At 63.0% G+C, this 23,347-nt stretch carries 26 protein-coding genes; 16 read left to right on the top strand and 10 right to left on the bottom strand.

All coding sequences use genetic code 11. From position 1 onward, the window contains the following. Positions 1–52: 52 nt before the first annotated feature. The gene (locus ACSQ3G_RS03040; protein WP_436111658.1) at positions 53–508 is read right to left on the bottom strand and encodes a MarR family winged helix-turn-helix transcriptional regulator; all 456 of its coding nucleotides are present in this window, start codon (positions 506–508) and stop codon (positions 53–55) included. Positions 509–565: 57 nt separating this feature from the next. Here ACSQ3G_RS03040 and ACSQ3G_RS03045 point away from each other — a divergent pair, with 57 nt between their 5' ends. From ACSQ3G_RS03045 to ACSQ3G_RS03065, 5 genes are all read left to right on the top strand, one after another. Beyond that, positions 566–1,318 (top strand): DUF899 domain-containing protein, encoded by a 753-nt coding sequence (locus ACSQ3G_RS03045; RefSeq protein ID WP_436108996.1) that lies wholly within the window; start codon positions 566–568, stop codon positions 1,316–1,318. A gap of 41 nt (positions 1,319–1,359) precedes the next feature. Further along, the gene (locus ACSQ3G_RS03050; protein ID WP_436108997.1) at positions 1,360–1,839 is read left to right on the top strand and encodes a DUF1579 domain-containing protein; all 480 of its coding nucleotides are present in this window, start codon (positions 1,360–1,362) and stop codon (positions 1,837–1,839) included. 75 nt (positions 1,840–1,914) lie between these two features. After that, positions 1,915–2,727, top strand: coding sequence for a VOC family protein (locus tag ACSQ3G_RS03055; protein WP_436108998.1), 813 nt, complete (start codon positions 1,915–1,917; stop codon positions 2,725–2,727). A 193-nt stretch (positions 2,728–2,920) separates the two neighbouring features. Then, positions 2,921–3,604 carry an alpha/beta fold hydrolase gene (locus tag ACSQ3G_RS03060; protein ID WP_436108999.1) on the top strand — a complete coding sequence of 228 codons (684 nt, stop codon included), beginning with the start codon at positions 2,921–2,923 and terminating at the stop codon, positions 3,602–3,604. 27 nt (positions 3,605–3,631) lie between these two features. After that, a complete protein-coding gene (locus ACSQ3G_RS03065) occupies positions 3,632–4,162 on the top strand; it encodes a dihydrofolate reductase family protein (protein WP_436109000.1) in 531 nt (176 codons plus the stop codon). A gap of 39 nt (positions 4,163–4,201) precedes the next feature. Here ACSQ3G_RS03065 and ACSQ3G_RS03070 read toward each other — a convergent pair whose 3' ends face one another. Beyond that, a complete protein-coding gene (locus ACSQ3G_RS03070; RefSeq protein WP_436109001.1) occupies positions 4,202–4,960 on the bottom strand; it encodes an SDR family oxidoreductase in 759 nt (252 codons plus the stop codon). A 122-nt stretch (positions 4,961–5,082) separates the two neighbouring features. Here ACSQ3G_RS03070 and ACSQ3G_RS03075 point away from each other — a divergent pair, with 122 nt between their 5' ends. Continuing rightward, positions 5,083–5,478, top strand: a complete 396-nt coding sequence (locus ACSQ3G_RS03075) for a winged helix-turn-helix transcriptional regulator (protein WP_436109002.1) — start codon at positions 5,083–5,085, stop codon at positions 5,476–5,478. Positions 5,479–5,765: 287 nt separating this feature from the next. On the opposite strand, the gene ACSQ3G_RS03080 is transcribed toward ACSQ3G_RS03075, so the two are convergent. Then, on the bottom strand, positions 5,766–7,286 hold the full coding sequence (locus tag ACSQ3G_RS03080; protein WP_436109003.1) for an ABC-F family ATP-binding cassette domain-containing protein: 1,521 nt from the start codon (positions 7,284–7,286) through the stop codon (positions 5,766–5,768). Between the two features lie 426 nt (positions 7,287–7,712). Between ACSQ3G_RS03080 and ACSQ3G_RS03085 the strand changes: the two genes are divergently transcribed. Further along, positions 7,713–8,018, top strand: a complete 306-nt coding sequence (locus ACSQ3G_RS03085; protein ID WP_436109004.1) for an alkylphosphonate utilization protein — start codon at positions 7,713–7,715, stop codon at positions 8,016–8,018. Positions 8,019–8,211: 193 nt separating this feature from the next. Here ACSQ3G_RS03085 and ACSQ3G_RS03090 read toward each other — a convergent pair whose 3' ends face one another. Beyond that, complete coding sequence (locus ACSQ3G_RS03090) at positions 8,212–9,786, bottom strand: helicase HerA-like C-terminal domain-containing protein (protein WP_436109005.1); 1,575 nt, start codon at positions 9,784–9,786, stop codon at positions 8,212–8,214. A 116-nt stretch (positions 9,787–9,902) separates the two neighbouring features. Here ACSQ3G_RS03090 and ACSQ3G_RS03095 point away from each other — a divergent pair, with 116 nt between their 5' ends. The 4 genes from ACSQ3G_RS03095 to ACSQ3G_RS03110 all read left to right on the top strand — a co-directional run bounded on the left by ACSQ3G_RS03095 (position 9,903) and on the right by ACSQ3G_RS03110 (position 13,148). Then, positions 9,903–10,886, top strand: coding sequence for a YihY/virulence factor BrkB family protein (locus ACSQ3G_RS03095; RefSeq protein ID WP_436109006.1), 984 nt, complete (start codon positions 9,903–9,905; stop codon positions 10,884–10,886). Positions 10,887–10,976: 90 nt separating this feature from the next. Beyond that, positions 10,977–11,366, top strand: coding sequence for a hypothetical protein (locus tag ACSQ3G_RS03100; protein WP_007764435.1), 390 nt, complete (start codon positions 10,977–10,979; stop codon positions 11,364–11,366). 173 nt (positions 11,367–11,539) lie between these two features. Then, positions 11,540–11,824: an acylphosphatase gene (locus ACSQ3G_RS03105; RefSeq protein WP_436109007.1), complete on the top strand. Its 285-nt coding sequence runs from the start codon at positions 11,540–11,542 to the stop codon at positions 11,822–11,824. 280 nt (positions 11,825–12,104) lie between these two features. Then, entirely contained in the window at positions 12,105–13,148 is a 1,044-nt protein-coding gene (locus ACSQ3G_RS03110) for a magnesium transporter CorA family protein (RefSeq protein WP_436109008.1), read from the top strand. A 250-nt stretch (positions 13,149–13,398) separates the two neighbouring features. Here the strand turns inward: ACSQ3G_RS03110 and ACSQ3G_RS03115 are convergent, their stop codons facing one another. From ACSQ3G_RS03115 to ACSQ3G_RS03125, 3 genes are all read right to left on the bottom strand, one after another. Beyond that, positions 13,399–14,226, bottom strand: coding sequence for an aldo/keto reductase (locus ACSQ3G_RS03115; protein WP_105405142.1), 828 nt, complete (start codon positions 14,224–14,226; stop codon positions 13,399–13,401). Positions 14,227–14,329: 103 nt separating this feature from the next. Then, complete coding sequence (locus tag ACSQ3G_RS03120) at positions 14,330–15,367, bottom strand: aldo/keto reductase (protein WP_436109009.1); 1,038 nt, start codon at positions 15,365–15,367, stop codon at positions 14,330–14,332. A 24-nt stretch (positions 15,368–15,391) separates the two neighbouring features. Continuing rightward, positions 15,392–16,588, bottom strand: coding sequence for an MFS transporter (locus ACSQ3G_RS03125; RefSeq protein ID WP_436109010.1), 1,197 nt, complete (start codon positions 16,586–16,588; stop codon positions 15,392–15,394). A 359-nt stretch (positions 16,589–16,947) separates the two neighbouring features. On the opposite strand from ACSQ3G_RS03125, the gene ACSQ3G_RS03130 reads away from it, so the two are divergent. Together ACSQ3G_RS03130 and ACSQ3G_RS03135 are read left to right on the top strand one after the other, a co-directional pair. Beyond that, entirely contained in the window at positions 16,948–17,841 is an 894-nt protein-coding gene (locus ACSQ3G_RS03130; RefSeq protein WP_436109011.1) for a LysR family transcriptional regulator, read from the top strand. A gap of 107 nt (positions 17,842–17,948) precedes the next feature. Then, the gene (locus ACSQ3G_RS03135; RefSeq protein WP_105405138.1) at positions 17,949–18,284 is read left to right on the top strand and encodes a hypothetical protein; all 336 of its coding nucleotides are present in this window, start codon (positions 17,949–17,951) and stop codon (positions 18,282–18,284) included. A 54-nt stretch (positions 18,285–18,338) separates the two neighbouring features. Here ACSQ3G_RS03135 and ACSQ3G_RS03140 read toward each other — a convergent pair whose 3' ends face one another. Both ACSQ3G_RS03140 and ACSQ3G_RS03145 read right to left on the bottom strand, forming a co-directional pair. Then, positions 18,339–18,998 carry a glutathione S-transferase family protein gene (locus ACSQ3G_RS03140; protein ID WP_436109012.1) on the bottom strand — a complete coding sequence of 220 codons (660 nt, stop codon included), beginning with the start codon at positions 18,996–18,998 and terminating at the stop codon, positions 18,339–18,341. A gap of 414 nt (positions 18,999–19,412) precedes the next feature. Next, complete coding sequence (locus tag ACSQ3G_RS03145; protein WP_436109013.1) at positions 19,413–20,144, bottom strand: gamma-glutamylcyclotransferase; 732 nt, start codon at positions 20,142–20,144, stop codon at positions 19,413–19,415. 234 nt (positions 20,145–20,378) lie between these two features. On the opposite strand from ACSQ3G_RS03145, the gene ACSQ3G_RS03150 reads away from it, so the two are divergent. Beyond that, positions 20,379–21,272, top strand: a complete 894-nt coding sequence (locus ACSQ3G_RS03150) for an alpha/beta fold hydrolase (RefSeq protein WP_436109014.1) — start codon at positions 20,379–20,381, stop codon at positions 21,270–21,272. A 19-nt stretch (positions 21,273–21,291) separates the two neighbouring features. Further along, positions 21,292–21,438 carry a hypothetical protein gene (locus ACSQ3G_RS03155; RefSeq protein WP_172717276.1) on the top strand — a complete coding sequence of 49 codons (147 nt, stop codon included), beginning with the start codon at positions 21,292–21,294 and terminating at the stop codon, positions 21,436–21,438. Positions 21,439–21,466: 28 nt separating this feature from the next. Here the strand turns inward: ACSQ3G_RS03155 and tam are convergent, their stop codons facing one another. Continuing rightward, positions 21,467–22,237: a trans-aconitate 2-methyltransferase gene (gene tam, locus ACSQ3G_RS03160; RefSeq protein WP_436109015.1), complete on the bottom strand. Its 771-nt coding sequence runs from the start codon at positions 22,235–22,237 to the stop codon at positions 21,467–21,469. A gap of 190 nt (positions 22,238–22,427) precedes the next feature. Here tam and ACSQ3G_RS03165 point away from each other — a divergent pair, with 190 nt between their 5' ends. Further along, on the top strand, positions 22,428–23,312 hold the full coding sequence (locus ACSQ3G_RS03165; protein ID WP_436111659.1) for a branched-chain amino acid aminotransferase: 885 nt from the start codon (positions 22,428–22,430) through the stop codon (positions 23,310–23,312). The last annotated feature ends 35 nt before the right edge of the window (positions 23,313–23,347 follow it).

Here is a 23,347-nt window from a genome sequence, read left to right on the forward strand (position 1 = left end):
TCGGCGGTTTCTGGTTATCTCTCCGGCACCCGCCTCCGGTCAAGCCGCCGCCTTACCTGATCACGCCCAACGTCGCCCGCAGCTCTTCCGGGCCGCCCTCGCCAAGCTCCGCGTCGACCTCCGCATGCACCCGTATCCAGATCGGCAGTGCGGCGGAAAGCATGGTCATTCCGTCGTCCGTCAGGCGCAGAAGCCGGCCGCGCCGGTCCTTCGGGTCGACGCTGGTTTCGACCAGGCCGCGCCGTTCCAGTATTTTCAGTGCCGCCGTCAGCGTCGTGCGGTCCATCGCGAGCAGGCTGGCGACCTGGCCCATCGGCGCCGGCTGCGGCCGGTTCAGCGACATCATCAGCGAAAACTGCCCGTTGGTGAGCCCGATCGGCTTCATCGCATTGTCGAAACGCCGGGCCAGCGCCCGCGCCGCCCGCTGTACATGCAGGCAGAGGCACGTGTCGCGTACCAGCAGCGTCGTCGAAAAGGGAATCACTTCTATGGTCGGGGTGTTTGACAGCATCGGAAGAGTATGTTGATATCAACTTATTCTGTCAAGCATAAGAGGAGGCCTGTCATGGATGTCACCATGTCCCCGAAAAACCCTGTCGTCAGCCGTGAGGAATGGCTGGAAGCCAGCCGCAGACTTCTGGCGCTGGAGAAGGAAGAGACGAAGCTGCGCGACAAGGTGCGCGCCGAGCGCCTGGCCATGCCTTGGGTCAAGGTCGACAAGGATTATGTGTTCGACACCCCGAACGGCAGAAAGTCGCTCGCCGATCTTTTCGATGGCCGCAGCCAGTTGATCGTCTATCACTTCATGCTCGGTCCGGACTGGGATGCCGGCTGCCTCGGCTGCTCGTTCCTGTCGGACCATATCGACGGCACGCTGCCGCATCTCAACAACCACGACGTCACCTTCATCGCAGTCGCCCGCGCGCCGCTCGACAAGATCGAGGCCTACAAGAAGCGCATGGGCTGGAAGTTTCCCTGGGTCTCGTCCTTCGGCAGCGATTTCAATTTCGACTATCACGTCTCCTTTTCCAAGGAAGACCTTGCCAAGGAGAAGGTGTATTATAACTACCGTGAAGTGCCGCCGTCCGAGGCGCATGATGAACTGCCGGGCCTTTCAGCCTTCTACAGGAACGAGGCGGGCGAGGTCTTTCATACCTATTCCAGCTACGCCCGAGGCGGCGAAGAGCTGATCGGCACGCTGATGATCCTCGACCGGGCGCCGCTTGGTCGCAACGAGGACTCGACGATGAACTTCGTCAAGCGTCACGACGAATACGAACAGAAACCACAAGAGACGGCTTCATCCTGCTGCCATTGAACGGGTTCATTCTGGAGCTTCGAAAAGAGGAGGAGGAAAAGATGAGCGCGATGGAAATGCCCAAACCCCAGGCCGAACACGGCTTTCTGGAAAGGATGGTCGGCCTTTGGGAGGTGACGTCCACCAGCATGGGCCATGACGAAAAATGGGTCGAGGTCTGCCGGTCGCTGAACGGCATCTGGTTCGTTGCCGAAGGCAGCGGCGAAATGCCGGGGGGCGGTGGCCCTGCCACCACCATGCTCACCCTCGGCTACGATCCGGCCAAGGGCAAATATGTCGGCACCTGGCTCGGCACGATGATGAACCATCTTTGGGTCTACGAGGGGGAGGTGTCGGACGACGGATCGACGCTCAATCTCTACACGACCGGCCCGGATTTCGCCAATCCCGGCAAGACCGGCGACTACCGCGAGCAGATCATCTTCACCGACGACGATCACCGCACCTTCAATTCCAGCGCCAAACAGCCGGACGGCACCTGGCAGCAGTTCATGGAAGCGAACTACGCCCGCAAGCGCTGAGCCTTGCGGGTGGTCAATCAACGCGCCGAACGGCCAACGCGTCGAACGGCGCAGTCATTCGGAGAGGAGACGACCATGTTGCAGACCGTTACCGGGACCAGATCGGAGACCCATGGCAAATTCATCTGGGTCGAGCTGATGACGCCGGATACCGATGCCGGCGGAAAATTCTATTCGTCGGTGGTCGGCTGGAATGTCAAGGAAATGTCGATGCCCGACATGCCCGCCTATTTCCTGTTCGAGATGGGTGAGGGCGACAATTGCCCGGGTATCGGCGGCATGATGAACTTCCCGCCGGAACTCGAAGGCAAGATCCCGCCGAACTGGACCGGTTACGTCTCGGTCGACGACGTCGACCAGATGGCCAAGGACTATGTCGCCAATGGCGGTCGCGTCCAGCGCGAGCCGGAGGATATTCCGGGCATCGGCCGTTTTGCCGTCGTCGCCGATCCGCATGGTGCAGTCCTCTGCATCATGACGCCGCTGCCGATGGAAAATCCGCCGCAGGAACTCGCCGCGGACGCCGTCGGCAATGTCGGCTGGCGGGAACTTTATGCCGGCAACGGCAAGGAAGCCATGGACTTCTACGGCAAGATGTTCGGCTGGACGCTCGACCAGGACTTCGACATGGGGCCGATGGGCGTCTACCACATCTTCTCCCATAACGGCCGTCAGATCGGCGGCATGATGACCAAGCCGGCGGAAGTGCCGATGGCCTGCTGGTGCTACTATTTCATCGTCGACTCGATCGATGCCGCCATCACCCGGTTGACGGCAGGCGGCGGCAAGGTCGTCCACGGCCCGATGGAAGTCCCCGGCGGCTCCTGGATCGTCCAGGCGCTCGATCCACAGGGCGCATTCTTCGCGCTGACTTCCGCGAAGAAGTAACCGGCACAGTCTGTTTTGGCAGGTGTTGGCCCTCATCCTGAAGGGCATGCGAGGCGTTGAAAGAGATGCCCGCATGTCGCCAAAGGGTGAGGGCCTTCCCTTTTTATGTCTCGATAAAAACCAGTTGCAAAATGAAATTGGATTGGTAAGCTTCAACCAATTGCAAATCGCAACTGGTTTGAGAGGAAGACCCATGGCGGATCGAAAACTGACATTCCTGATCGTTCACGGAGCCTGGACCGGCGGCTGGTCCTGGGAGAGGGTGCTGAACCGCCTGCATGCCGGAGGCCACCGCGCTTATGCGCCGACGCTGACCGGGCTTTGCGAACGCAAGCACCTGGCAGGCCCGTCCGTCGACCTCGATACCCATATCGACGACATCGTCAACGAGGCGGTCTACAAGGACCTGACGGATCTCGTGCTGGTCGGCCATTCCTATGGCGGCATCGTTGCCACCGGCGTTGTCGAGCGCATACCCGAGCGCATCCGCTCGATCGTTTATGTCGAGGCCTTCATTCCCGAGGACGGCATGAGCTTCACGGACTACGACCCGGAGGGAGACTATTCCGCGCCGATGATCCCTGTACCGGAAGGACCAGGCGGTTATCTGCGCGAAGAGGATGAGCTGTGGGCCGCACCCAAGGCGACGCCCCAGCCTTCCGGCACGCTACGGCAGAAACTGAAAGTCACCGGCGCCTACGAGCGCGTGCCCAAAAAGACCTTCATCGTCGCGACCGGCTGGGACGGGCCGTTCGGCCAGATGTCGGAAAAATATCGCGGCGCCCCCGGCTGGACTGTGCGGGAGCTTGCCTGCGGCCACGACATCCCGATCGACATGCCGGACGAACTGACAGCAATGCTGATCGAGGCGGCCTGAATACCCTGCAGTGGAGATCTTGCAAGCATGGCGAAGCTCATCTTTGGAATGAACCTGTCCCTCGACGGCTACGTCGACCACCAGGAATTTGCGCCAGGTCCGGCGCTCTTTCGTCACTGGATAGAGCACGTCCGTGATCTGACGGGCAGTGTGTACGGTCGCCGCATGTACGAGACCATGCGTTATTGGGACGAAGACCGCCCCGAGTGGGATGCCGAGCGCCACGAGTTCGCCGCGGCCTGGCGGCGCCTGCCGAAGTGGGTCGTGTCACGCTCGCTGAAGTCTGTCGGCCCTAACGCCACGCTCGTCGAAGCTGACGTCGAGGCCGCGATCCGTGACCTGAAGGCTCGGCTCGCTGGGGAGATTTCGGTCTCCGGGCCGGACCTCGCCGGAAGCCTGACCGACCTTGGTCTTATCGACGAATACCGGCTCTACCTCCACCCCGTCGTGCTCGGCCGCGGCAAGCCATTCTTCGCCGGCCCGCGGCCGCCGCTCCGCCTTGTTTCCACCGACCGTGTTGGCGAGGACGTGATCAGGCTGACATACGTGCCTGCTTAAATCCCTTCCTCGCCAGACCGAACGTCGATGCGTCGGTAATCAGTGGCTCATCGAATTGATGCCGTTGAACATCGCGTCGAAATTGCCGTTCTCGACCGCATGACGCAGCGGCTTGCAGCGTTCGACGATCACTTCCTTGACGTCCGGCTGCCGCGTCAGGATATCCATGACCTCCGAGATGAAATCGGCCAGCGGCATGGCGTTGGGATCGCTGGCCTGGCGTTCGCCCATCAGCGATGTCTGCACATAGGGCGGCACGATCTCGATCACCTGCGGCCCGCTGTCCTTGAGCTGCTGGCGGATTGCCATCGAATAGGAGTGGATGGCGGCCTTGGTCGCCGAATAGGTCGGCGTCAGCGCCATCGGCACGAAGGCGAGGCCGGAGGATACGGTGAGGATCGCGGCATCCTTCCGGGTGCTAAGCTGCGGCAGCAGCGCGGCGATCAGCCGGATCGGACCGAGCAGGTTGGCGGCGATCGTGTCCTCGGCGGTCGAGAGATAGTCCGAGCCCGCGCCGATCTGTTCCGGCACCATGATGCCGGCATTGTTGATGACGGCATTGAGCGACGGATAGGCCGCCATCAGTTCGGCCGAGAACGTTTTGATGCCTTCGGCATCTGCGAGGTCGAGCACCATCCCCTTCATGCCGGGATTGGCGGCGGTCACCGCATCGAGCGTCGACCGGCGCCGGCCGGTGATGATCACCTGGTTGCCGAGTGCATGGAACGCCTCAGCGAGAGCCCGGCCGATGCCCGAATTGCCGCCGGTGATGAGGATCGTATTGCCGTTCATTTTCATGTTGGTCGCCTTTCCATTTGCGTGGCCGGAAAATATGGCTATCAATCTCTTCTCGTAAGAAGGCACCCAAAAGATTTATACATACCAAAAGGAGAGTGACTGTGGATCAAGGAATTCGCCCGATGCGGTCACCCTCGGGCCATGAAATCCCCGAGGAGATCGACCCGGTATTGGAAGAACTGGTGCGCGGCATCATCGGCCAGGTGGCCGACAAGTGGACCATGCTGATCCTCGAGGTACTGGAAGAACACGGCACGCTGCGCTTCACCCAGATCGGCAAGCTGACCGGAGGCATCAGCCAGAAGATGCTGACCCAGACGCTGCGGCAGATGGAACGCGACGGTTTCGTGTCGCGCACCGTCTATCCGGTCATCCCGCCGAAAGTCGAATACAACCTCATGGAACTCGGCCGAAGCCTCAGCGCCGCCTTCTGCGCGGTCTGGGAATGGGCAGCGGTCCACCACGCCGATATCGAGGCGGCGCGAAAAGCCTTCGAAGAGCGCAGCGCGGGCGCTTGAGTTTTCTCCTTATGGAGGGGAGGGAAGGTATGTCCTTATCCGGCTGCCACCACCGCTTCCCCGTTTTGACGGCCGGACGATCGCATATGGGACGTGAGACGGTGCGGCGTCCCTAACCCTCCCCCTTGTGGGGAGGGTGGCCGGCAGGCGGGCGGGGTTTTTATACTGGTTGAAGGCCTTTCCCCAACCCCTCCCCACAAGGGGGAGGGGCTCCACGCACCGTCGTCCCCTCACATGCTATCGCCCTACCGCGAGCAGGGAAAAGGGTAAGGAGCAATTCCATCGAGTCAGCCACGGCTCGCCGTAAAGAAGCTCTCCGGCCCCTCCACCTCGACCAGCCGCCGGCCTTCCACCTGCCAGAAACGGGTCCCCACGGCGCGCACGAAACTGCGGTCGTGGGAGACCAGCAGGCAGCTTGCCTGGTGCGTCATCAGCTCGCTTTCCAGCGCCTCCTGTCCGTCGATGTCGAGATGGTTGGTCGGTTCGTCGAGCAGATAGAAATTCGGCTCGCGCAGCCGCAGCGCCAGCAGGCCGAGGCGCGCTTTCTGCCCGCCCGAAAGCTCGCCGACCGGCCGCGCCTGCATCTCCACCGTGATGCCGATGCCGGCGAGCAGCGAGCGAGCCTTCTGGTCGCCGATGTCGAACCGGTGGATGATCGTTTCGTGCGGCGTCTGCCGGTCGTCGAGATCGGCGAGCGACTGGTCGCCGTAGCCGAGGATCAGCGTCGGCGTCGCCTTGATGCCGCCGATCGTCGCCAAGGGTTCGGCGATCGCGTGACGCAGCATCGTCACCAGCCGCGTCTTGCCGGTGCCGTTGCGGCCGAGCAGCACGATCCGGTCGCCCTGGCAGATGAACTGCTTGCCGGTCTTGAACAGAAGCGTGCCGTCCGGCGTCGTCACCGCCGCATCCTCCAGCGTTACCAGCACCTTGGCATGGGTACCGCGATTGGCGAGGCGAATGGCGCCGGCCGAGCGTTCCAGATGCGCCGGCCTTGCCGCGTCCTCCAGCTTTTCGGCGCGTTCCTTCAGCTGCTTGGTCTTGACGACCAGCAGGTCGCTGCCCGAATTGATGCCGATATTCTTCAGCTTCGCCGCCTGCCGACGCAGCTGGTCGGCCGTCTTGATGTCGCGTTCGTAGCGCTTCGCATCCGCCGCATCCGCCTCGTCGAGCGCTGCCCGTGCTCGAGAATAGGGCAGGGAGAAGGCTTGGGAGTTCTCCGGCCGCAGGAAAAGCGTGCGGTTGGTCACGGTGTCGAGGAAGGCGCGGTCGTGGCTCGACAGGATCACCGGCATGTCGCGGGGCAGCGCGTTCAGCCAGTCTTCCAGAAGTGCGATCTTGGCAAGATCGAGATGGTTGGTCGGCTCGTCGAGCAGCAGCGCATCTGGTTCCGTCACCCAGGCCCGCGCGATCAGCGCCAGTCTTTGCCAGCCGCCGCTCAGCGCGGCAAGCGGCCGCTCACGCAACGCCTCCGGCACGTCCATTCCTTCGAGCGCGACATCGGCGCGCCAGCTTTCGCTGTCGATCTGGTCGGCCGGGAGCGCCTGGAGCACGGCTTCGCGAAAACTCGCCTGCATCAGGGCGGGCGGCACGTTCTGCTCCACCATGCCGATCGTCAGTCCCCGGCTTCTGGTGATCTCGCCCTCGCTCGCATCGAGCGTGCCGGCGATGCATTTCAAGAGCGTGGACTTGCCGCGCCCGTTGGCCGCGACGATGCCGATCCGGTCGCCGGCATTGACGCTGAGGTTGAGCCCGGAAAACAGCGGGCTGGAGAGGGTGATTCCGAGATTGCGGAGGTTGATGAGGCTCATTGTCATTCTCTGGTCTTGGCTTGCAGACACAGGACATCGCGGGCACTCGCGGCCATCATCGATGTCATGCACAGTTTGCAACGTGTTCGGAAATCGCAGCTATGCACGAGCGGGCGCTCGGCGCTGCGGGCCACGAAGGGCAGACCAGGAAGAGGGTATTTTAAGAGAAACGGCCTCTGGTCAGCCCTGCAAACGCATTTGCAGGGCGTCGACGGGACCACGTGTCCGGTAGTACCGGAAATAGAAATTGTGCACGTGATCCTCCTTTCTCTTGAAAAGCACATGGGCGAAATACCATCGCACTCCGGCGAATGCAACCGGACCATACCAGGCCGGCTTGTTGCAGCAGAGCTTGCCCGGGACGGTTCGGCTGTTATAAGCGGCCATCGCCGACTGGCGAATTGTTGATTTTCAGGAGAGACGCCGATGGCTGGCGATGATGACGAATACGTCTATGACGAAGCGACCGGCGACTGGCGCCCGGCCTCCGAACTGGCTGCGGCCGCAGGTGCCGGTGCCGCCGAGGTTCGCGACACCTCCGGAACCGTCCTCAAGGACGGCGATTCCGTCACCCTGATCAAGGACCTGAAGGTCAAGGGCGCCGGCCAGACCCTGAAGCAGGGCACGGTCATCAAGTCGATCAAGCTGACCGACAACCCCGAAGAAATCGACTGCCGCCATGAGGCGATCAAAGGCCTGGTGCTGCGGACGGAGTTCGTGCGCAAGCGGTGAGAACCTATCCCTCTCTCTTCTCCCCTCGGGGAGAAGATGCCCGACAGGGCAGATGAGGGGGAGGAGCAAAGCGACGCCTTGAGCGAGAAGCGAAAGGCAGAGCCCGCGGTGCAGGCCCCCTCATCCGACCCTTCGGGCCACCTTCTCCCCGCCGGGGAGAAGAGGCAGCAAGCCACTAGGTCCCAAACGCTGCCTACCGCTTCAAGCTCCCCAAGATCCCCCGCACGATCGCCCGGCCGACCTGGGTCGCAACCGTCCGGGTCACGCTTTTCATCGCCGCTTCGATGATCGTTTCGCGCTGGTAGCCGGAGCGGCGGGGCTGGGCGCGGCCCTGGTCGTTGTCGTCGTCCTTGCCGCCGCCGAAGCCCGGCAGGGTCCAGCCGGTCGTCTCGCCGGAACCGGCGGGCGGGGCAGATTGCAGCTCGTCCTGCGCCTTTCTGGCGGCGGCCGCGTCGGCAGCCTGCTTGGCGCGTGCGGCGAGGATTTCGAAGGCGGATTCGCGGTCCATGTCCTCGTCATAGAGGCCGAGCACCGGGCTCTTGTCGAGGATCATCTGCCGCTCCTGGTCGGAAAGCGGCCCGATGCGTCCCGACGGCGGGCGCACCAGCGTGCGTTCCACGATCGAAGGCGCACCCTTGCCCTCAAGCGTCGAGACCAGCGCCTCGCCGGTGCCGAGATTGGTGATCGCCGTGGCGCAGTCGAAATCGGGGTTGGGGCGGAACGTGTCGGCCGCCGTCTTCACCGCCTTCTGCTCGCGCGGCGTATAGGCCCGCAATGCGTGCTGCACCCGGTTGCCGAGCTGGGCAAGCACGGTTTCCGGCACGTCGAGCGGGTTCTGGGTGACGAAATAGACGCCGACGCCCTTGGAGCGGATCAGGCGCACCACCTGTTCGACGCGCTCGGTCAGCACCTTTGGCGCGTCGTTGAAGAGCAGATGCGCTTCGTCGAAGAAGAACACCAGCTTCGGCTGTTCCGGATCGCCCACTTCCGGCAGTTCCTCGAACAATTCGGAAAGCAGCCACAGAAGGAAGGTCGCGTAAAGCCTCGGGTTCATCATCAGCTTGTCGGCCGCGAGCACCGAAATCTGCCCGTAGCCGGTGTTCGGGTTGGTCCGCATGATGTCTGAAATCTTCAGCGCCGGCTCTCCGAAGAAATGCTCCGCGCCCTGCTGTTCGAGCACCAGCAGCCCGCGCTGGATCGAGGCGACGGAGCTTTTCGAGATCAGTCCGAACTGGCTCGACAGCTCGCTGGCGTTCTCGGCCATGTAGTTCAGCAGCGAGGCGAAATCCTTGAGGTCGAGCAACGGCAGGTTCGCCTTGTCGGCGATCTTGAAGGCGATGTTGATGACGCCTTCCTGCGGCTCGGATGCATCCATCAGGCGGGACAGCAAGAGCGGTCCCATCTCGGCGATGGTGGTGCGCACCCGGTGGCCCTTTTCACCGAACAGATCCCAGAAGATCACCGGGAACTGTTCGAAATCATAGTCCGCAAAGCCGATCTGCTCGGCGCGCTTCAGGAGAAAATCCTTAGGCTCGCCCTTCAGGGCGATGCCGGACAGGTCGCCCTTGATGTCGGCGGCGAACACGGGCACGCCGGCCTTCGAAAAACCTTCGGCGAGAACCTGCAGGGTCACCGTCTTCCCGGTGCCGGTGGCGCCGGTGACGAGACCGTGGCGGTTGCCGAACTTCAGTTCCAGATATTCAGCCTTGTTGAGCGAATCGTCCGGCTTGCGGCTGCCGCCGATGAAGAGCTTTCCCGTATCGTCCATGCAACTATGCGCTCCCTGACCGCGTTCTGTGGCAACTGCTTATAGGATGTGCGGAGGCGCCGGGCAACGGCAACGAGATCGGCCCGCGTCCGCTTGCGAGGGAAGGCTGGGTAGGCATGACGACCGGCGAAAGGGCGGCCGCATTGGAAACCGACAGAGGCCGTGAGGCCGATTCCCCGCAAGAGATTCCCTCCACGGGCCTGAAGGACGTCTTCTGGCGCGTCTATGCCGGCGTCACCAGGGACCGCATCATGCTGATCGCCGCGGGCGTCACCTATTATCTGCTTCTGGCGCTGTTTCCCGCGGCAAGCGCGCTCGTCTCCCTTTACGGTTTCGTCGCGGATCCCTCGGCGATCGTCGACCGAATCACCTTCCTAAGCTCCGTCATGCCGGCGGACGCCCTGAACATTTTTCTCGATCAGCTGCGGGCGCTGACCACGGAGCGCAACACGACGCTGTCGATCGCCCTGATCGGCGGTCTGGCGCTGGCGCTGTGGAGCGCCAACAACGGCATGAAGGCGCTGTTCGAGGCGATGAACGTCGCTTATGCGGAAGAGGAAAAGCGCAGCATCGTCCGCCTCAACCTCATCTCGCTTCTCTTCACGCTCGGCGCGCTTTTGCTGGCGATCGTCATCCTGTTTGCGATGGGCGTCGTGCCGGCGGTGCTGCGTTATCTCTGGCTCGACCGCTTCACGGAAATCATTATCCGGCTCGCCAGATGGCCGGTGATGATGCTGTTCGTCGCCGGCGGCATCATGATGCTCTACCGCTTCGGCCCGAGCCGCGAGCCGGCCAAACTCAAGTGGCTCACCTGGGGTGCGGCATTCTCGACCGTCGCATGGCTCGCCGCCTCGATTGCGGTTTCCTTCTATCTGGGGAATATTGCCGACTACAACGCCACCTACGGCACGCTCGGCGCGCTGATCGGTTTCATGGTCTGGACATGGATATCGGTCATCATCGTCATCGTCGGTGCCGAGATCAATGCCGAACTCGAACACCAGACGGCCCGCGATTCGACCACTGGCACGCCGGTGCCCTTAGGTGCCCGCGGCGCCTACATGGCCGATACGGTAGGCGAGAGTTCCGGCGACGCATGAAGCCTGGAGATGCTTCACGCTCCCTGTTGGCTTCGGCAAAGACTGTGTGTATTACCTTGACGTGAACGTCAAAACCTTCAGGAGAGATTGATGAACGAACTGGTTTCCCGCGTCGCCGAGAATGTCGGCATTGCCCCTGACGTCGCCGAAAAGGCGATCGGCATGATGCTCGGTTTCCTGCAGCGCGAGGCCGATGACGGCGCGGTTGCCAAGATGATCGAGGCGATCCCCGGTGCTTCCGAACTGGTTGCCAAGTTCAACGGCGAAGGTGCCGGCGGCGGCGGTCTCCTCGGCGGCCTGATGGCAAGCTTCGGCGGCGGCGTCATGGCGCTCGGCCAGCAGCTGATGAGCCAGGGCCTCGGCATGGGCGAGATCACCGGCCTTGCCAAGGAGACCATGGCGGTCGCCCGCGAACACGCCGGCGACGAGGTCGTCGATACGGTCATCGCTTCGGTCCCGGGCCTGTCGCAGTTCGTCTGATCTGCATCCTTCGACTTTTCCAAGCCGTCGGCCGCGAGGCCGGCGGCTTTTTTGTCTTATCCAAGGCAATGAGACCGACGAGGGGCCAATTGGGTATTGTCGGCACCTTGCAGGCTTGTCCTCGGTTTCGCACTCTCCATGTCAATGAGGGTAACCCAAGATGGGAGGTTGCCATGTCCGATGATGACGAGGCCGCCATGGTGCGGATAACCGGAAGGGTGCAAGGCGTCGGTTTCCGTGCCTGGACCCGTGAGGAGGCGGAACGGCTGGGTTTGACGGGCTGGGTCCGCAACGAGCCGGATGGTTCCGTCCTTGCTCTGCTCGCGGGACCACCCGCCGGCATATCGCAAATGCTCGAGCGTTTCCGGCACGGTCCGCCCGGTGCGTCGGTCTCCGGTGCGGAGCGACAACCGGCGACGCTCGCGGAAAAGCCGGCCGGCTTCCGGATCACCAGATGACCTAGCCGATGGCTCGGTTTGCCGGTTATCCGGCCCGAAGCGGCGGCAGTTGTTTTGGGCTCGGCTGCGACAGAAAAGTCATTGACTTTTTATCCCTCAAGGCACATTTCCAGAAGCGAAGTGACGCCCGACCGGGCGCCACTCTTTCAAAGGACAATTGAGATGAACCCCGACAGTCGAAGTTCGACGTCATCATACCGACCCGTTCCTCCGGGGCTCTAGTCCTTGCTTGAAAGGATGCGCGCTCCGAAGGGACCGATGGTCCGAAAAAGGAGCCGTCATGCTGCGCATCCATGCCTACGACCTTGATCGCCTTGTTTCCGTCGCTTCCGATGTGCCGGCCGTTGCCGTAGCGCCGGTCGCTACCGATCCGTCGGCACCGGTCACGCCCGCTCCCGCAACCCCTGCAGTCGTCTGGTACGATCTCGTCAGCCCGACGCCCGACGAGGAACGCATCGTCGGCGAGCGCGTCGGCATCACCGTGCCGACCATGGACGAGATGGAGGATATCGAACTCTCCGCCCGCCTCTACCAGGAGGACGGCGCCGAGTTCATGACCATGACGGTGCTGACCAGGCCCGATGCCGGCACGCCGCGAAAGGTTCCCGTCACCTTCATCGTCAAGGGCCAGGTCCTGGTCACCGTCCGTTATGCCGAGCCGCGCCCCTTCGATGCCTTCATGGCGCGTGCCCGCAAGCCGAACGGCGCCGGCCTGCATTGCGGTTACGGCGAACTGATCATGACCGGGCTGATCGAGGCGATCATCGACCGCATGGCCGACACGCTGGAACGGCTCGGCACCGAGATCGACCAGATTTCCCAGGAAGTCTTTTCGACCAAGGCCGCCAAGGCCAACAAGAAGACTCGCGACCTGCAGGACCTCATCCGCGAGGTCGGCCAGAAGGGCGAGTTCATCACCGTCGTGCGCGAAAGCCTCGTCAGCGTCTCCAGGGTCGTCGCCTATTACGCAGCGCTCGACGGAGTCGACCGCAAGCTGTCGAAGGAACTGCGCCAGCGCCTGAAACTGCTGCAGCGGGACGCCACCTCGCTTGGCGATCACTCCGCTTTCCTGTCCGGCAAGATCAATTTCCTGCTCGATGCGACGCTGGGGCTGATCAATCTCGAACAGAATCAGATCATCAAGATCTTCTCGGTCGCCTCGGTCGTCTTCCTGCCGCCGACGCTGGTCGCCTCGATCTACGGCATGAACTTCGCCTACCAGCCGGAGCTGCAATGGCACTATGGCTATCACGCCGCGATCGCGCTGATGATCTTCTCGATGGCCATGCCTTATCTGTATTTCAAGCGGAGAGGCTGGCTGTAGGCAAGGAAGGCCTCCCGTTTTCTCGCGGAGGCCGCGGCTTGCTCCCTCTTCTCCCCGGCGGGGAGAAGTGCCGAGCTTAAGCGAGGCGATGAGGGGGATGAGGAGCGGTCCGGCGAAGCCGGAGCAATCGATCCACTGGATCGATTGCAGCGACGAACACGCGAACCGTAATGTTTGAGGCAGAATGTGGCTTCGCCCCCCTCATCCGGCCCTCCGGGCCACCTTCTCCCCGCTGGGGAGAAGATAATCCTCAAAGATCCCATTCCGGCGCCAGATGGCCCGGGCTGACGATGCGGCCGGTCGGCTTGGCGAGGGCGTGGATCGCCTGCATTTCGTCCTCCGACAGCGCGAAATCGAACACGTCGAAGTTTTCCGGCAGGCGGGAAACCGTCGCGGTCTTGGAAAGCGCGATCACGTCCTTCTGCTGGATCGCCCAGCGCAGCGTCACCTGCGCGGCCGTCTTGCCGTGCTTGGCGCCGATATCCTTCAGCACTGCGTCGCCCGGCACCGCGCCGTTCGCCATCAGGTAATAGGCGGTCAGCGACATGCCGTGCCTGGCGACTTCGGCCAGAACCTTCGTCTGGTCGAGATAGGGATGGTATTCCACCTGGTTGGTGGCAAGCGGCGCATCCGAGAGCTTCACCGCTTCGGCGATCAGCGCGACGGAAAAATTGGAGACGCCGATATTCTTCACCTTGCCGGCCTTTTTGAGCTCGTTCAGCGCACCCATGCGGTCGGCGAGCGGCATTTCGCTCTGCGGCCAGTGGAGGAGAAGCAGGTCGACATAGTCGGTCTTCAGCTTGGCGAGGCTCTCGTCGACCGAGGCGACGAAGGCGGCATGGCCGACGCGGTCGACCCAGACCTTGGTGGTGAGAAAGATATCGGCGCGGGGGATGCCGGATTTCGAAAGCACATCGCCGACGGCTGCCTCGTTCTTGTAGATCTGCGCGGTGTCGACATGGCGGAAGCCGAGCTTCAGGGCCTCCGGCAGCACGCGGGCGACGTCCTCGTCGGGCATGCGGAACGTGCCGAAACCGAGGGCGGGAATGTTGGCGCCGTTGGCGCTGACTGTGAACATATGGAACTCCTATGGGGAAGCCCGGCATACGGCCGGGCCAAATGAGGCCCGTATTACATGGACCGATTCGGTGACGGATCAACCACCTTGATTTCAGGAGACGTCAGCCGGCAAGCGGCGGGTTGAGGCGGGCAAAACCTTCCTGGCGCCGATAGGGGAAATGCGGATAGGGGGCGGTGACGGTGCTTGCCGCATCCAGCCTGCCGATCTGTTCCGCAGTCAGCGACCAGCCGACGGATCCGAGATTCTGGCGAAGCTGCTCTTCGTTGCGGGCGCCTATGATCACCGAGGAAACGGTCGACCGGCTGGTGAGCCAGTTGATCGCCACCTGCGGCACCGTCTTGCCGGTTTCCTCCGCTATCACCTGCAGCGCATCGACGACGCGGTAGAGCAGCTCGTCTTCGACGGGCGGGCCGAAATCCGCCGTTTCATGCAGACGGCTGCCTTCCGGAAGCGGCTTGCCGCGGCTGATCTTGCCGGTGAGGCGTCCCCAGCCGAGTGGGCTCCAGACGAGCGCGCCAAGCCCCTGGTCCTGTCCCAATGGCATCAAGTCCCATTCGTAGTCGCGGCCGACCAGCGAATAATAGACCTGGTTCACGACATAACGCGTCCAGCCATGTTTCTCGGCGGCGGCGAGCGACTTCATGATCTGCCAGCCGGAGAAGTTCGAGACGCCGATGTAACGCAGCTTGCCGTCCTTCACGAGCTGGTCGAGCGTCGAGACGACCTCTTCGACCGGCGTCGAGGCATCGAAGGCATGCAGCTGGAAGATGTCGATATGGTCGGTGCCGAGCCGCTTCAGGGCCGCATCCACCGCGCCGATCAGGCGGGATCGCGACGAGCCCCAGTCGTTCGGCCCGTCGCCGGTCGGCAGGCTGGCCTTGGTGGAGATCAGCACCTCGCCCCGCCGGCCCTTGATCGCCTCACCCAGCACCTCTTCCGAAGCACCGGCCGAATAGACGTCGGCCGTGTCGAACAGGTTGACGCCGGCCTCGAGGCAAATGTCGACAAGGCGGCGGGCTTCTTCGACATCGGTCGTGCCCCAGTGGCTGAACAGCGGGCCGGAGCCGCCGAATGTGCCGGCTCCGAAGCTTAAGACCGGCACTCTGAGGCCGGATTGTCCGAGATTGCGGTATTCCATGATGGTGATCCTCGAGTGTGAAAACTATTCGGCCGGGCAGGAGAGGGCGGGATTGCCGCTGACGGTGGTCTCGCGCCTGTCCAGCCGGATGGCGAAGAGGGCGACGGCAAGGGCTGCGAGCGGCACCAGGCCGGCGATCAGCGTGACCGAGCCGAGCCCCGGGCCATGGTCGATGATCACGCCGCCGAGCCAGGCGCCGATCGCATTGCCGAGATTGAAGGCGGCGATGTTGAACGACGAGGCAAGCCCCTGGCCGGCGCCTTCGGCCTTCTGCAGCACCCAGATCTGCAACGGCGAGACGGTGGCGAAGGCTGCGGCGCCGAACAGGCCGATGGCGATGACGGCGAGCACCGGCTGGTGGATCGCGGCCGTCAATGCCAGCAGCACGACGGAGAGCGCGATGAGGCTGGCGACGATGGTCGGCACCAGATGACGGTCGGCAAGCCACCCGCCGGCGAGGTTGCCGATCACCAGACCGCCGCCGAAGACCAGCAGGATCGGCGAGACCGCGGCTTCCGAAAAGCCGGTGATCTGCGTGAGGATCGGCGCGATATAGGTGAAGCCCGCGAACACGCCGACCCAACTCAGCACGGTAATCAAGAGCCCGAGCAGGACCGAGCGGCGGCCGAGCACGGCAAGCGCGCCTTGCGAGCTTTCCTCCTGATTGTCCGCGGCCTTGTCCTTCGGAACGAAGAGCGCGATGACGGCGAGCGCGACGATGCCGATCAGGGTGACCGCAAAGAACGTCGAGCGCCAGCCGAAGGCCTGGCCGAGCCAGGTGCCGAAGGGCACGCCGAGAATGTTGGCGACTGTCAGGCCGGTGAACATGATGGCGATGGCCGAAGCCTTTTTGTTCGGAGCAACGAGGCTGGTGGCGACCACCGAGCCGACGCCGAAGAACGAGGCATGCGCGAATGCGGTGAGCACCCGCGCCGCCATCAGCGTCCAGTAGTCGGGTGCCAGCGCACAGGCGAGGTTGCCGACGGTGAACACCACCATCAGGCTCATCAGCAGGGTCTTGCGCGACCATTTGCCGGTCAGCATGCCGAGAATGGGCGCGCCGGCGACGACGCCGAGCGCGTAACCGGAAATCAGCAGGCCGGCGGCCGAGATCGACACGCCGAGATCTTTGCTGACGTCGATCAGCAGGCCCATGATGACGAATTCGGTGACCCCGATGCCGAAGGCACCGGCCGTCAGCGCGTAGAGAGCGAGAGGCATTGGCTTGGGTCCTTGTCCTTGGGAGGAAGGAATTGATAGTCGTTGGCGAAGCCCCCTCATCCGCCTGCCGGCACCTTCTCCCCGAGGGGAGAAGAGGCATGCCGCACGGTCCCGTTCACATCTCGCCCTCAGGGAATAGTCGCGAACAGCTCCGCTCTTCTTTTCCACGAGGGCCAAGAGGAACGGATACGGTCACGACATCTCCTCTTCTCCCCAGCGGGGAGAAGGTGCCGGAAGGCGGATGAGGGGGCCTGGGTGACAAGGAGGCCTTCTGCACCGCAATATCGTCATCTCGGACTTGCCTGTGTAGCCGCATAAGCGGATAATCATTTGTGAATTGAAATCACAGGTGATGAGGAATGGATAACCGCGCCGGTGAAATGGAAGTGTTTGCGCTGGCAGCCGAGCTGAAGAGCTTTTCCGCCGCGGGGCGAAAGCTGAAACTCTCCCCGTCGGCGGTCAGCAAGCTCGTGACCCGGCTGGAGGATCGGCTCGGCACGCGCCTCGTGGTCCGTTCCACCCGCATGCTGCAGCTGACGCCGGAGGGGGAGACCTATCTGGCGCGGGCGCGGCGCATCCTGGCCGAGATCGCCGATACCGAAGAGATGGTCTCCGGCGGCGGCCGGACGCTGCCGCGCGGGCCGCTGTCGATCAACGCATCGGTCGGCTTCGGAGAACGTTATGTCCTGCCGCTCACCTGCGAATTCCAGCAGCTTTTCCCGGATGTGCAGCTCGATATCACGCTGACCGACGACATCGTCGATTTGATCCGCGAGCGGGTCGATATCGCAATCCGCCACGGGCCGATGCGCAACTCGTCGCTGATGGCGCGAAAGCTCGGCGAGAGCCGTCAGGTGGTGATCGCCTCGCCGGGTTATCTGGAACGTCACGGTGTCCCGAAGATGCCGGCCGAGCTCATCCATCACAACTGCATCAATTTCAATTTCCGGCGGGCGGTCGAAGGCTGGCCTTTTCGTGACCCGAAAACCGGCAGCCGGGAGCTGTTGCCGGTTTCTGGAAACCTGAAGGCGAGCAACGGGTCGATCATCCGACAGTTTTGCCTGGATCACCTCGGCATCGGCCGGGTCGGGCGTTTCCATGTGGAACCGGATATCGAGGCCGGCCGTCTCGTGCCGGTTCTGGAAGATTTCAACCCGGAAGACATCGAGGAAATCCATGCCGTTTATGCCGGCCACGAGCACCTCGCCCTGCGCATCCGCACCTATATCGACTTCCTCGCGGCACGACTTTAAGAGACCGTTCTGGTCGTGTTGATCGGCAAACGTGTCTTCTATGCCACAGATTCGCCTTGCTTTAGCCGATTTCCGTACCCAAATCCCGGGTTCAGGAGAATCCCGGCATGAGTGACCAACTGAACGACATCATCGCCCGTCTGCGGGCGGAGGTAATCGCCGATTCGTCGGAGTACCCACACGTGAACGTGCCGCTGGAAGACCTGCGGCTCATCGTCCAGAGCTTCGAAATCCTTCATGCGGAGAAGGAAGCGCTGCGCCGCCGCGTGGAACAGCACGCGGAAGTCGTAGAGGCCGTCGAAGTCTTTATTGCAGCTTACCGCGATAAATATAAGAACTATGGCAACGGCGGCGTTCGTCCCAGCGCCGTGCTTCGCCGCGAGGTACGGATGATCTGGGCTGCCATGAACGGCCACGTCCTGGCGACCGAGAGCACGTTCTAAGCGTTCGGGGCAGTTGGGCCGGGTCGGTACCCGGATAGACGCGCCGCCGACCCGTCAGTCCCTGTCCGGTGCGCCGAGCGGAAAGAACGAGCGATAGGGCCGGGCCTCGTCCACCGCGCGCGCAAAAGACGGTCGGGCGAGCAGCCGGTTGCGATAGGCCCGCACATGAGCGAACTGCTCGCCGATCGGGTGCGTCCAGTCCGCGTAGAAGAGGGCAGGCGCCGCGGCACAGTCGGCCAGGCTGAACGCATCGGCCGCCGCCCATTCCCGGCCCGCCATCCGCTCGTCCAGCCAGCCATAGGCGGCATCCAGCATGCCGCGCGCTTCCTGCACGCCGTATGGATCGCGGTGCTCTTCCGGCCGGATGGCGTTGAAGACCACCTTCTGCTGCGGGGTGGAAATGTAGTTGTCGAAGAAACGGTCCATCATCCGCACATCGAGCGCCGCATCCGCATCGTCGGGGATCAGCTTCACCGGGCCGGGATAATGAAGGCCGAGATATTCGATGACGATCGACGATTCGAAGACCCGTTTCTCGCCGTCGAGCAGGACCGGGAAACGCTTCACCGGCCACATGCTGCAGAGGTCTTCATAGGCCGAAGGATCCTCCGGCCCGAGCATGCGGGTGTCGAACTCGGTGCCGTTCTCATAGAGCGCGGTGAGCACTTTCTGGCAGTAGGACGAAAATGGATGCGAATACAGAACCGGACGCATGACGGCCTCCCATAACCGATTGCGAAGTGAAACTGGTTTATGGATAACTCAGCCGATTGCTTTTTGCAATTGGTTTTGTGCTGAGGCACGATTCCGACCGTCTTCTGTCGAGCAAGGCAGTCGCTCCGCCCTGCCGGCCATTTGGAGCGCCGGCTTCGCGTGGAGCCCCTCCCCCTTGTGGGGAGGGGTTGGGGAGGGGACTTCATCCAGCATCAAAAACCCCTCCTGCCTGCCGGCCACCCTCCCCACAAGGGGGAGGGTTAAGAACGCCGCACCGCCTCGTGTCTGCACGGTCAATTTAGCGGGAAGAGCAAGCCGCTTGCAATCTCGCCACCTGAGGGGGAGATGCCCGGCAGGGCAGAGGGGAGGCACATACGGCAAAACGTCCCTCCCGCGACACGCTGTCCCCGGACCTCACGCCACCACGCCGACCGCTTCCATCGGTTCCCGCACATGCATCCCCTGGATCTCCTTCGCCACCATTTCCTGCAGCCGCCAGAGATTGCGGTCGTTGATGCCGAATTCGGCGAGATGCACGACGGTATTGTAGAGATATTCGGCACACGATCCCCGATGCCCGCAGGCGCGGGCCAGAACCTTTGCGACCTCGTCGAGCGGCAGCAGCGGCCGGATGATGCGCTTGCTGGTGCCGCCGACCCAGAAGGTCAGCGCCCGCACGGTCTCGCCGGCCTGGGTCCGGACCGGCAGCCAGCGGAACGAGGTGAGGCTGTCGCGATGGCTGACCTCGCGGCGCAGGGCTTTTTCGATCTGGACGCGCTTGTCGTCATCGGCCACGCGGTAGATCACCCCGTCGCAGCGGCCGCCGCGCGACAGCATCATCATCAGCCCCGGCTGTGTCGGCGAGCCCCGGCCGCGCTCGATCCTCAGCGAAAAGGAGCGATGCCAGCCGAACGCCGCGGCCCGCTGGCAGGCGATGCTGTCGAAGCCCGGCTTCCAGATCAGCGAGCCATAGGCGAAGACCCAGAGCGGATCGTCGCCGATTTCCGCCGCCAGGCGATCGGCGATCTGAATGTAGTCGTCGTCGGTCAGCGGCTCCCAGCTGGCGGGTGGGCCAGGGTCCGTTTCCTCGCGGAAACAGAGATCGACCAGATCCTGCGTCAGCGACAATGTGGATGGTTTCGGCATGGCTTCGAACGGCTTTTCGGGCAGGACGACGAAAACAGGAAGGGTCGAGAGTGCAAGCCGAACCGGCCCGAGTCAACCATTTTGCTGCGTTGCGGCTGCACGCCGGGTGCGCCAAGCTAGAGAATTACTGACGTCGCCGCGATACGAAAAGTCGGCCGGGTGCCACGAAATGGTCACGGAACATTTCCAGCATGAACCATTCTTGAAGAGCTGACAGTTCAAGGAGCGATGATCATGGACATGACCACCGAAGCCCCGCCAGAGCGCATGCGGGCGAGACACAAGTGGCTCGATCTCAAAGGCATGAAGGTGTTTTACCGGGAGGCGGGCAGGGCCGGTGCGCCCGTGCTTCTGCTGCCGCACGGCTATCCGTGCTCGTCCTATGAGTTTCGCGAGTTGATGCCGCGGCTTGCCGATCGCTGGCATCTGGTCGCGCCGGATTTTCCCGGCTCCGGTTATACCGAAACGCCCTCGGGCTTTGCTTACGATTTCGACGGTTTTGCCGATTTCCTCGAGACGTTCACGCAGACGCTCGGGCTCGACCGGTTCGCGCTCTACCTTCACGACTTCGGTTCGCAGATCGGACTTCGCCTGGCGATCCGGCGGCCGGAAAAGATCGCCGCGCTGATCGTCCAGAACGGCGATATCTACGAGGATGCGCTCGGCCCCAAATATGCCGGCCTGCAGGAGTTCTGGCGCAACCCGACCGAGGAAGGCCGCCGCACGATCGCGGGCGCTGTCAGCGAGGAGGGTTTCAGGGAAGAGTTCCTCAACGAGGTCCGGCCGGAGATCGCCGAGCGCATCTCGCCCGACCTTTGGAAGCTGCATTGGGCCCTGACGGACGAACGGCGGCGGCAGATCGCCGTCGATGTCATCGCCGGGCTGCGCGAGAATGTCGCCTGGTTTCCGCGTTATCAGCAATATCTGCGCGACCGCCAGCCGCCGACCCTGATCGTCTGGGGGCCGCAGGACGGCTACATGCCGGAAAAATCCGCCCGCGCCTTCCTGCGCGACCTGCCCAGGGCGGAACTTCATCTTCTCGATGGTGGTCATTGGCTGCTGGAAACCAATCTCGACGAAGTCGCACCGCTGATCCGCGATTTCCTTGGTCGGGTGCATTCCGGTTGATGGCCGGCGGAGGAATTTGATGCGTTGGCTTTTTATCGCGGTGCTGTTGATCCTCATCGGCTGTGTATTGAGTATCGGTTGGATGAATGACCCCGGTAATGGCCGGATAGAAGCGACGCCGCCCCAGCAGCAGAACCCGCTGGCCCCGCCGCCGGGCACCCCTTGAAGCCGCCGGGCACTCCTTGAAGCCGCCTTCAGGCCTTGACCGCGATGATAAAGAACCGCGGGAAACGCAACAGCACCCGCCCGTCGGCCATCGGCGGATAGGCCCTGGCGATGCGGGCGGTGTAGTCGGCTGCAAAGGCTTCGGCATGGGCAGGGCCGGCGGCGTCGAGATAGGGCCGCAGCCCGGTCGCCCTGACCCATTCGACGATCGCCGGCGCATGGCCAAGCGGGTGGTAATAGACCGTGTGCCAGACGTCGATCCGGGCGGATTTCGGCATCAGCCGGTCGAAATACGCCCCAGGCGGCGGCAGCACCGCGCGGCGCACCCTGCCGCCTTCGAAGGCCGCCTTCCACGGGCCGGCCGCACCGGTTTCCTCCATCAGCACATGGCTGGGTTCGGAGAGATTGTCCGGCATCTGCACCGCGAGCACGCCGCCGGGTCTCAGGTGATCCATCAACCGGGCGAGCACGGAAATATGGTCCGGCACCCACTGGAAGACCGCATTGGCGTAAAGCAGGTCGGCCGGCTCCTCCGGGACCCAGGTGTTCAGATCGGCGTTAGTGAATTGCGTGCCGGGCAGGCGCTTGCGGGCCGCCGCCAGCATGTTGTCGTCGCTGTCTAGCCCGGCGACATTGGTTGCCCCAAAACGCTCCGCGATCAGCTCCGTCGAATTACCCGGGCCGCAGCCGAGGTCATAGGCACGGGCAACCGAGCCGAACGGTACCTGCGCCAGAAGATCGCGCGCCGGCCGCGTCCGCTCATCCTCGAATTTCACATATTGTTCCGCCGACCATGCCATGAGCGTCTTCCTCGAGTGTTCGTTTCGATGGAACATGGCACTCCGACACGCTGGTCTCCATGGGCAAAAATATCAATTTTTGTGATGATCCATTTCATATTATCGCTTGACCTCGGCGGCGGCGCCGGACTTCACTCACCCGCAATTTTGAAGCGCCAGAATGACCCCGAGAATGACCGAGGAGATCGCCATGTCCGTCAATACCGCCCCCCGCACCACCACCTGGACGTTCGTGGATGGCGAATGGCTGGAGGGCAATCCGAAGCTGATCGGCCCCACCTCGCATGCGATGTGGCTCGGCTCCACCGTGTTCGACGGCGCCCGCTGGTTCGACGGCATTGCGCCGGACATCGACCTGCATTGCCAGCGCGTCAACCGGTCGGCCACGAACATGGGCATGAAGCCGGTGATGCAGCCCGAGGAGATCGAGGCGCTCGCCTGGGAAGGCATCAAGAAATTCGATGGCAAGACGGCGATCTACATCAAGCCGATGTACTGGTCGGAACACGGCATGCCTTACAGCGTCGTCACCGCCGATCCGGAATCGACCCGTTTCGCGCTCTGCCTGTTCGAGGCGCCGATGCAGACCGCCAAACCCTCGTCGCTCACCGTCTCGCCCTATCGCCGCCCCAACCCGGAAGTGGCGATGACCGGCGCCAAGACCGGCAGCCTTTATCCCAATAGCGGCCGCATGATCATGGAAGCCCGCAGCCGCGGCTTCGACAATGCGCTGGCCCGCGATATGAACGGCAATGTCGCCGAGACAGCCTCCTCGAACATCTTCATGGTCAAGGACGGGGTGATCATGACGCCGATCGCCAACGGCACCTTCCTTGCCGGCATCACCCGCGCGCGGGTCATCAACCTCCTGCGCCGCGGCGGTTTCGACGTGCGCGAGACGACGTTGACGGTCGCGGATTTCATGGATGCCGATGAGATCTTCACCTCCGGCAACTATTCCAAGATCGTCCCGGTCAACCGCTTCGAGGAACGCCAGCTCCAGGAAGGCCCGGTCGCCCGCAAGGCGCTGGAACTCTACATGGACTGGGCCCGCTCCCCCGGCGACGAGGCCTGAAACCTTCAGGCTGCGGCGTGCGAGGCAGGCGATAA

Origin of the sequence: Neorhizobium tomejilense (genome assembly GCF_964254135.1) — a bacterium.
Taxonomy (GTDB): Bacteria; Pseudomonadota; Alphaproteobacteria; order Rhizobiales; family Rhizobiaceae; genus Neorhizobium; species Neorhizobium tomejilense.

Bases quoted from the DNA above. Each gene is read 5' to 3' on its own strand.
- tam (WP_436109015.1), bottom strand. From the start codon at position 22,237: ATGGCATGGTCGGCGGAACAATATGTGAAATTCGAGGATGAGCGGACG.
- ACSQ3G_RS03090 (WP_436109005.1), bottom strand. From the start codon at position 9,786: ATGGACGATACGGGAAAGCTCTTCATCGGCGGCAGCCGCAAGCCGGAC.
- ACSQ3G_RS03110 (WP_436109008.1), top strand. From the start codon at position 12,105: ATGCTGCGCATCCATGCCTACGACCTTGATCGCCTTGTTTCCGTCGCT.
- ACSQ3G_RS03115 (WP_105405142.1), bottom strand. From the start codon at position 14,226: ATGTTCACAGTCAGCGCCAACGGCGCCAACATTCCCGCCCTCGGTTTC.
- ACSQ3G_RS03120 (WP_436109009.1), bottom strand. From the start codon at position 15,367: ATGGAATACCGCAATCTCGGACAATCCGGCCTCAGAGTGCCGGTCTTA.
- ACSQ3G_RS03130 (WP_436109011.1), top strand. From the start codon at position 16,948: ATGGATAACCGCGCCGGTGAAATGGAAGTGTTTGCGCTGGCAGCCGAG.
- ACSQ3G_RS03055 (WP_436108998.1), top strand. From the start codon at position 1,915: ATGTTGCAGACCGTTACCGGGACCAGATCGGAGACCCATGGCAAATTC.
- ACSQ3G_RS03105 (WP_436109007.1), top strand. From the start codon at position 11,540: ATGTCCGATGATGACGAGGCCGCCATGGTGCGGATAACCGGAAGGGTG.
- ACSQ3G_RS03050 (WP_436108997.1), top strand. From the start codon at position 1,360: ATGAGCGCGATGGAAATGCCCAAACCCCAGGCCGAACACGGCTTTCTG.
- ACSQ3G_RS03145 (WP_436109013.1), bottom strand. From the start codon at position 20,144: ATGCCGAAACCATCCACATTGTCGCTGACGCAGGATCTGGTCGATCTC.
- ACSQ3G_RS03140 (WP_436109012.1), bottom strand. From the start codon at position 18,998: ATGCGTCCGGTTCTGTATTCGCATCCATTTTCGTCCTACTGCCAGAAA.
- ACSQ3G_RS03150 (WP_436109014.1), top strand. From the start codon at position 20,379: ATGGACATGACCACCGAAGCCCCGCCAGAGCGCATGCGGGCGAGACAC.
- ACSQ3G_RS03075 (WP_436109002.1), top strand. From the start codon at position 5,083: ATGCGGTCACCCTCGGGCCATGAAATCCCCGAGGAGATCGACCCGGTA.
- ACSQ3G_RS03080 (WP_436109003.1), bottom strand. From the start codon at position 7,286: ATGAGCCTCATCAACCTCCGCAATCTCGGAATCACCCTCTCCAGCCCG.
- ACSQ3G_RS03155 (WP_172717276.1), top strand. From the start codon at position 21,292: ATGCGTTGGCTTTTTATCGCGGTGCTGTTGATCCTCATCGGCTGTGTA.
- ACSQ3G_RS03060 (WP_436108999.1), top strand. From the start codon at position 2,921: ATGGCGGATCGAAAACTGACATTCCTGATCGTTCACGGAGCCTGGACC.
- ACSQ3G_RS03135 (WP_105405138.1), top strand. From the start codon at position 17,949: ATGAGTGACCAACTGAACGACATCATCGCCCGTCTGCGGGCGGAGGTA.
- ACSQ3G_RS03100 (WP_007764435.1), top strand. From the start codon at position 10,977: ATGAACGAACTGGTTTCCCGCGTCGCCGAGAATGTCGGCATTGCCCCT.
- ACSQ3G_RS03095 (WP_436109006.1), top strand. From the start codon at position 9,903: ATGACGACCGGCGAAAGGGCGGCCGCATTGGAAACCGACAGAGGCCGT.
- ACSQ3G_RS03045 (WP_436108996.1), top strand. From the start codon at position 566: ATGGATGTCACCATGTCCCCGAAAAACCCTGTCGTCAGCCGTGAGGAA.
- ACSQ3G_RS03065 (WP_436109000.1), top strand. From the start codon at position 3,632: ATGGCGAAGCTCATCTTTGGAATGAACCTGTCCCTCGACGGCTACGTC.
- ACSQ3G_RS03165 (WP_436111659.1), top strand. From the start codon at position 22,428: ATGTCCGTCAATACCGCCCCCCGCACCACCACCTGGACGTTCGTGGAT.
- ACSQ3G_RS03085 (WP_436109004.1), top strand. From the start codon at position 7,713: ATGGCTGGCGATGATGACGAATACGTCTATGACGAAGCGACCGGCGAC.
- ACSQ3G_RS03125 (WP_436109010.1), bottom strand. From the start codon at position 16,588: ATGCCTCTCGCTCTCTACGCGCTGACGGCCGGTGCCTTCGGCATCGGG.
- ACSQ3G_RS03070 (WP_436109001.1), bottom strand. From the start codon at position 4,960: ATGAAAATGAACGGCAATACGATCCTCATCACCGGCGGCAATTCGGGC.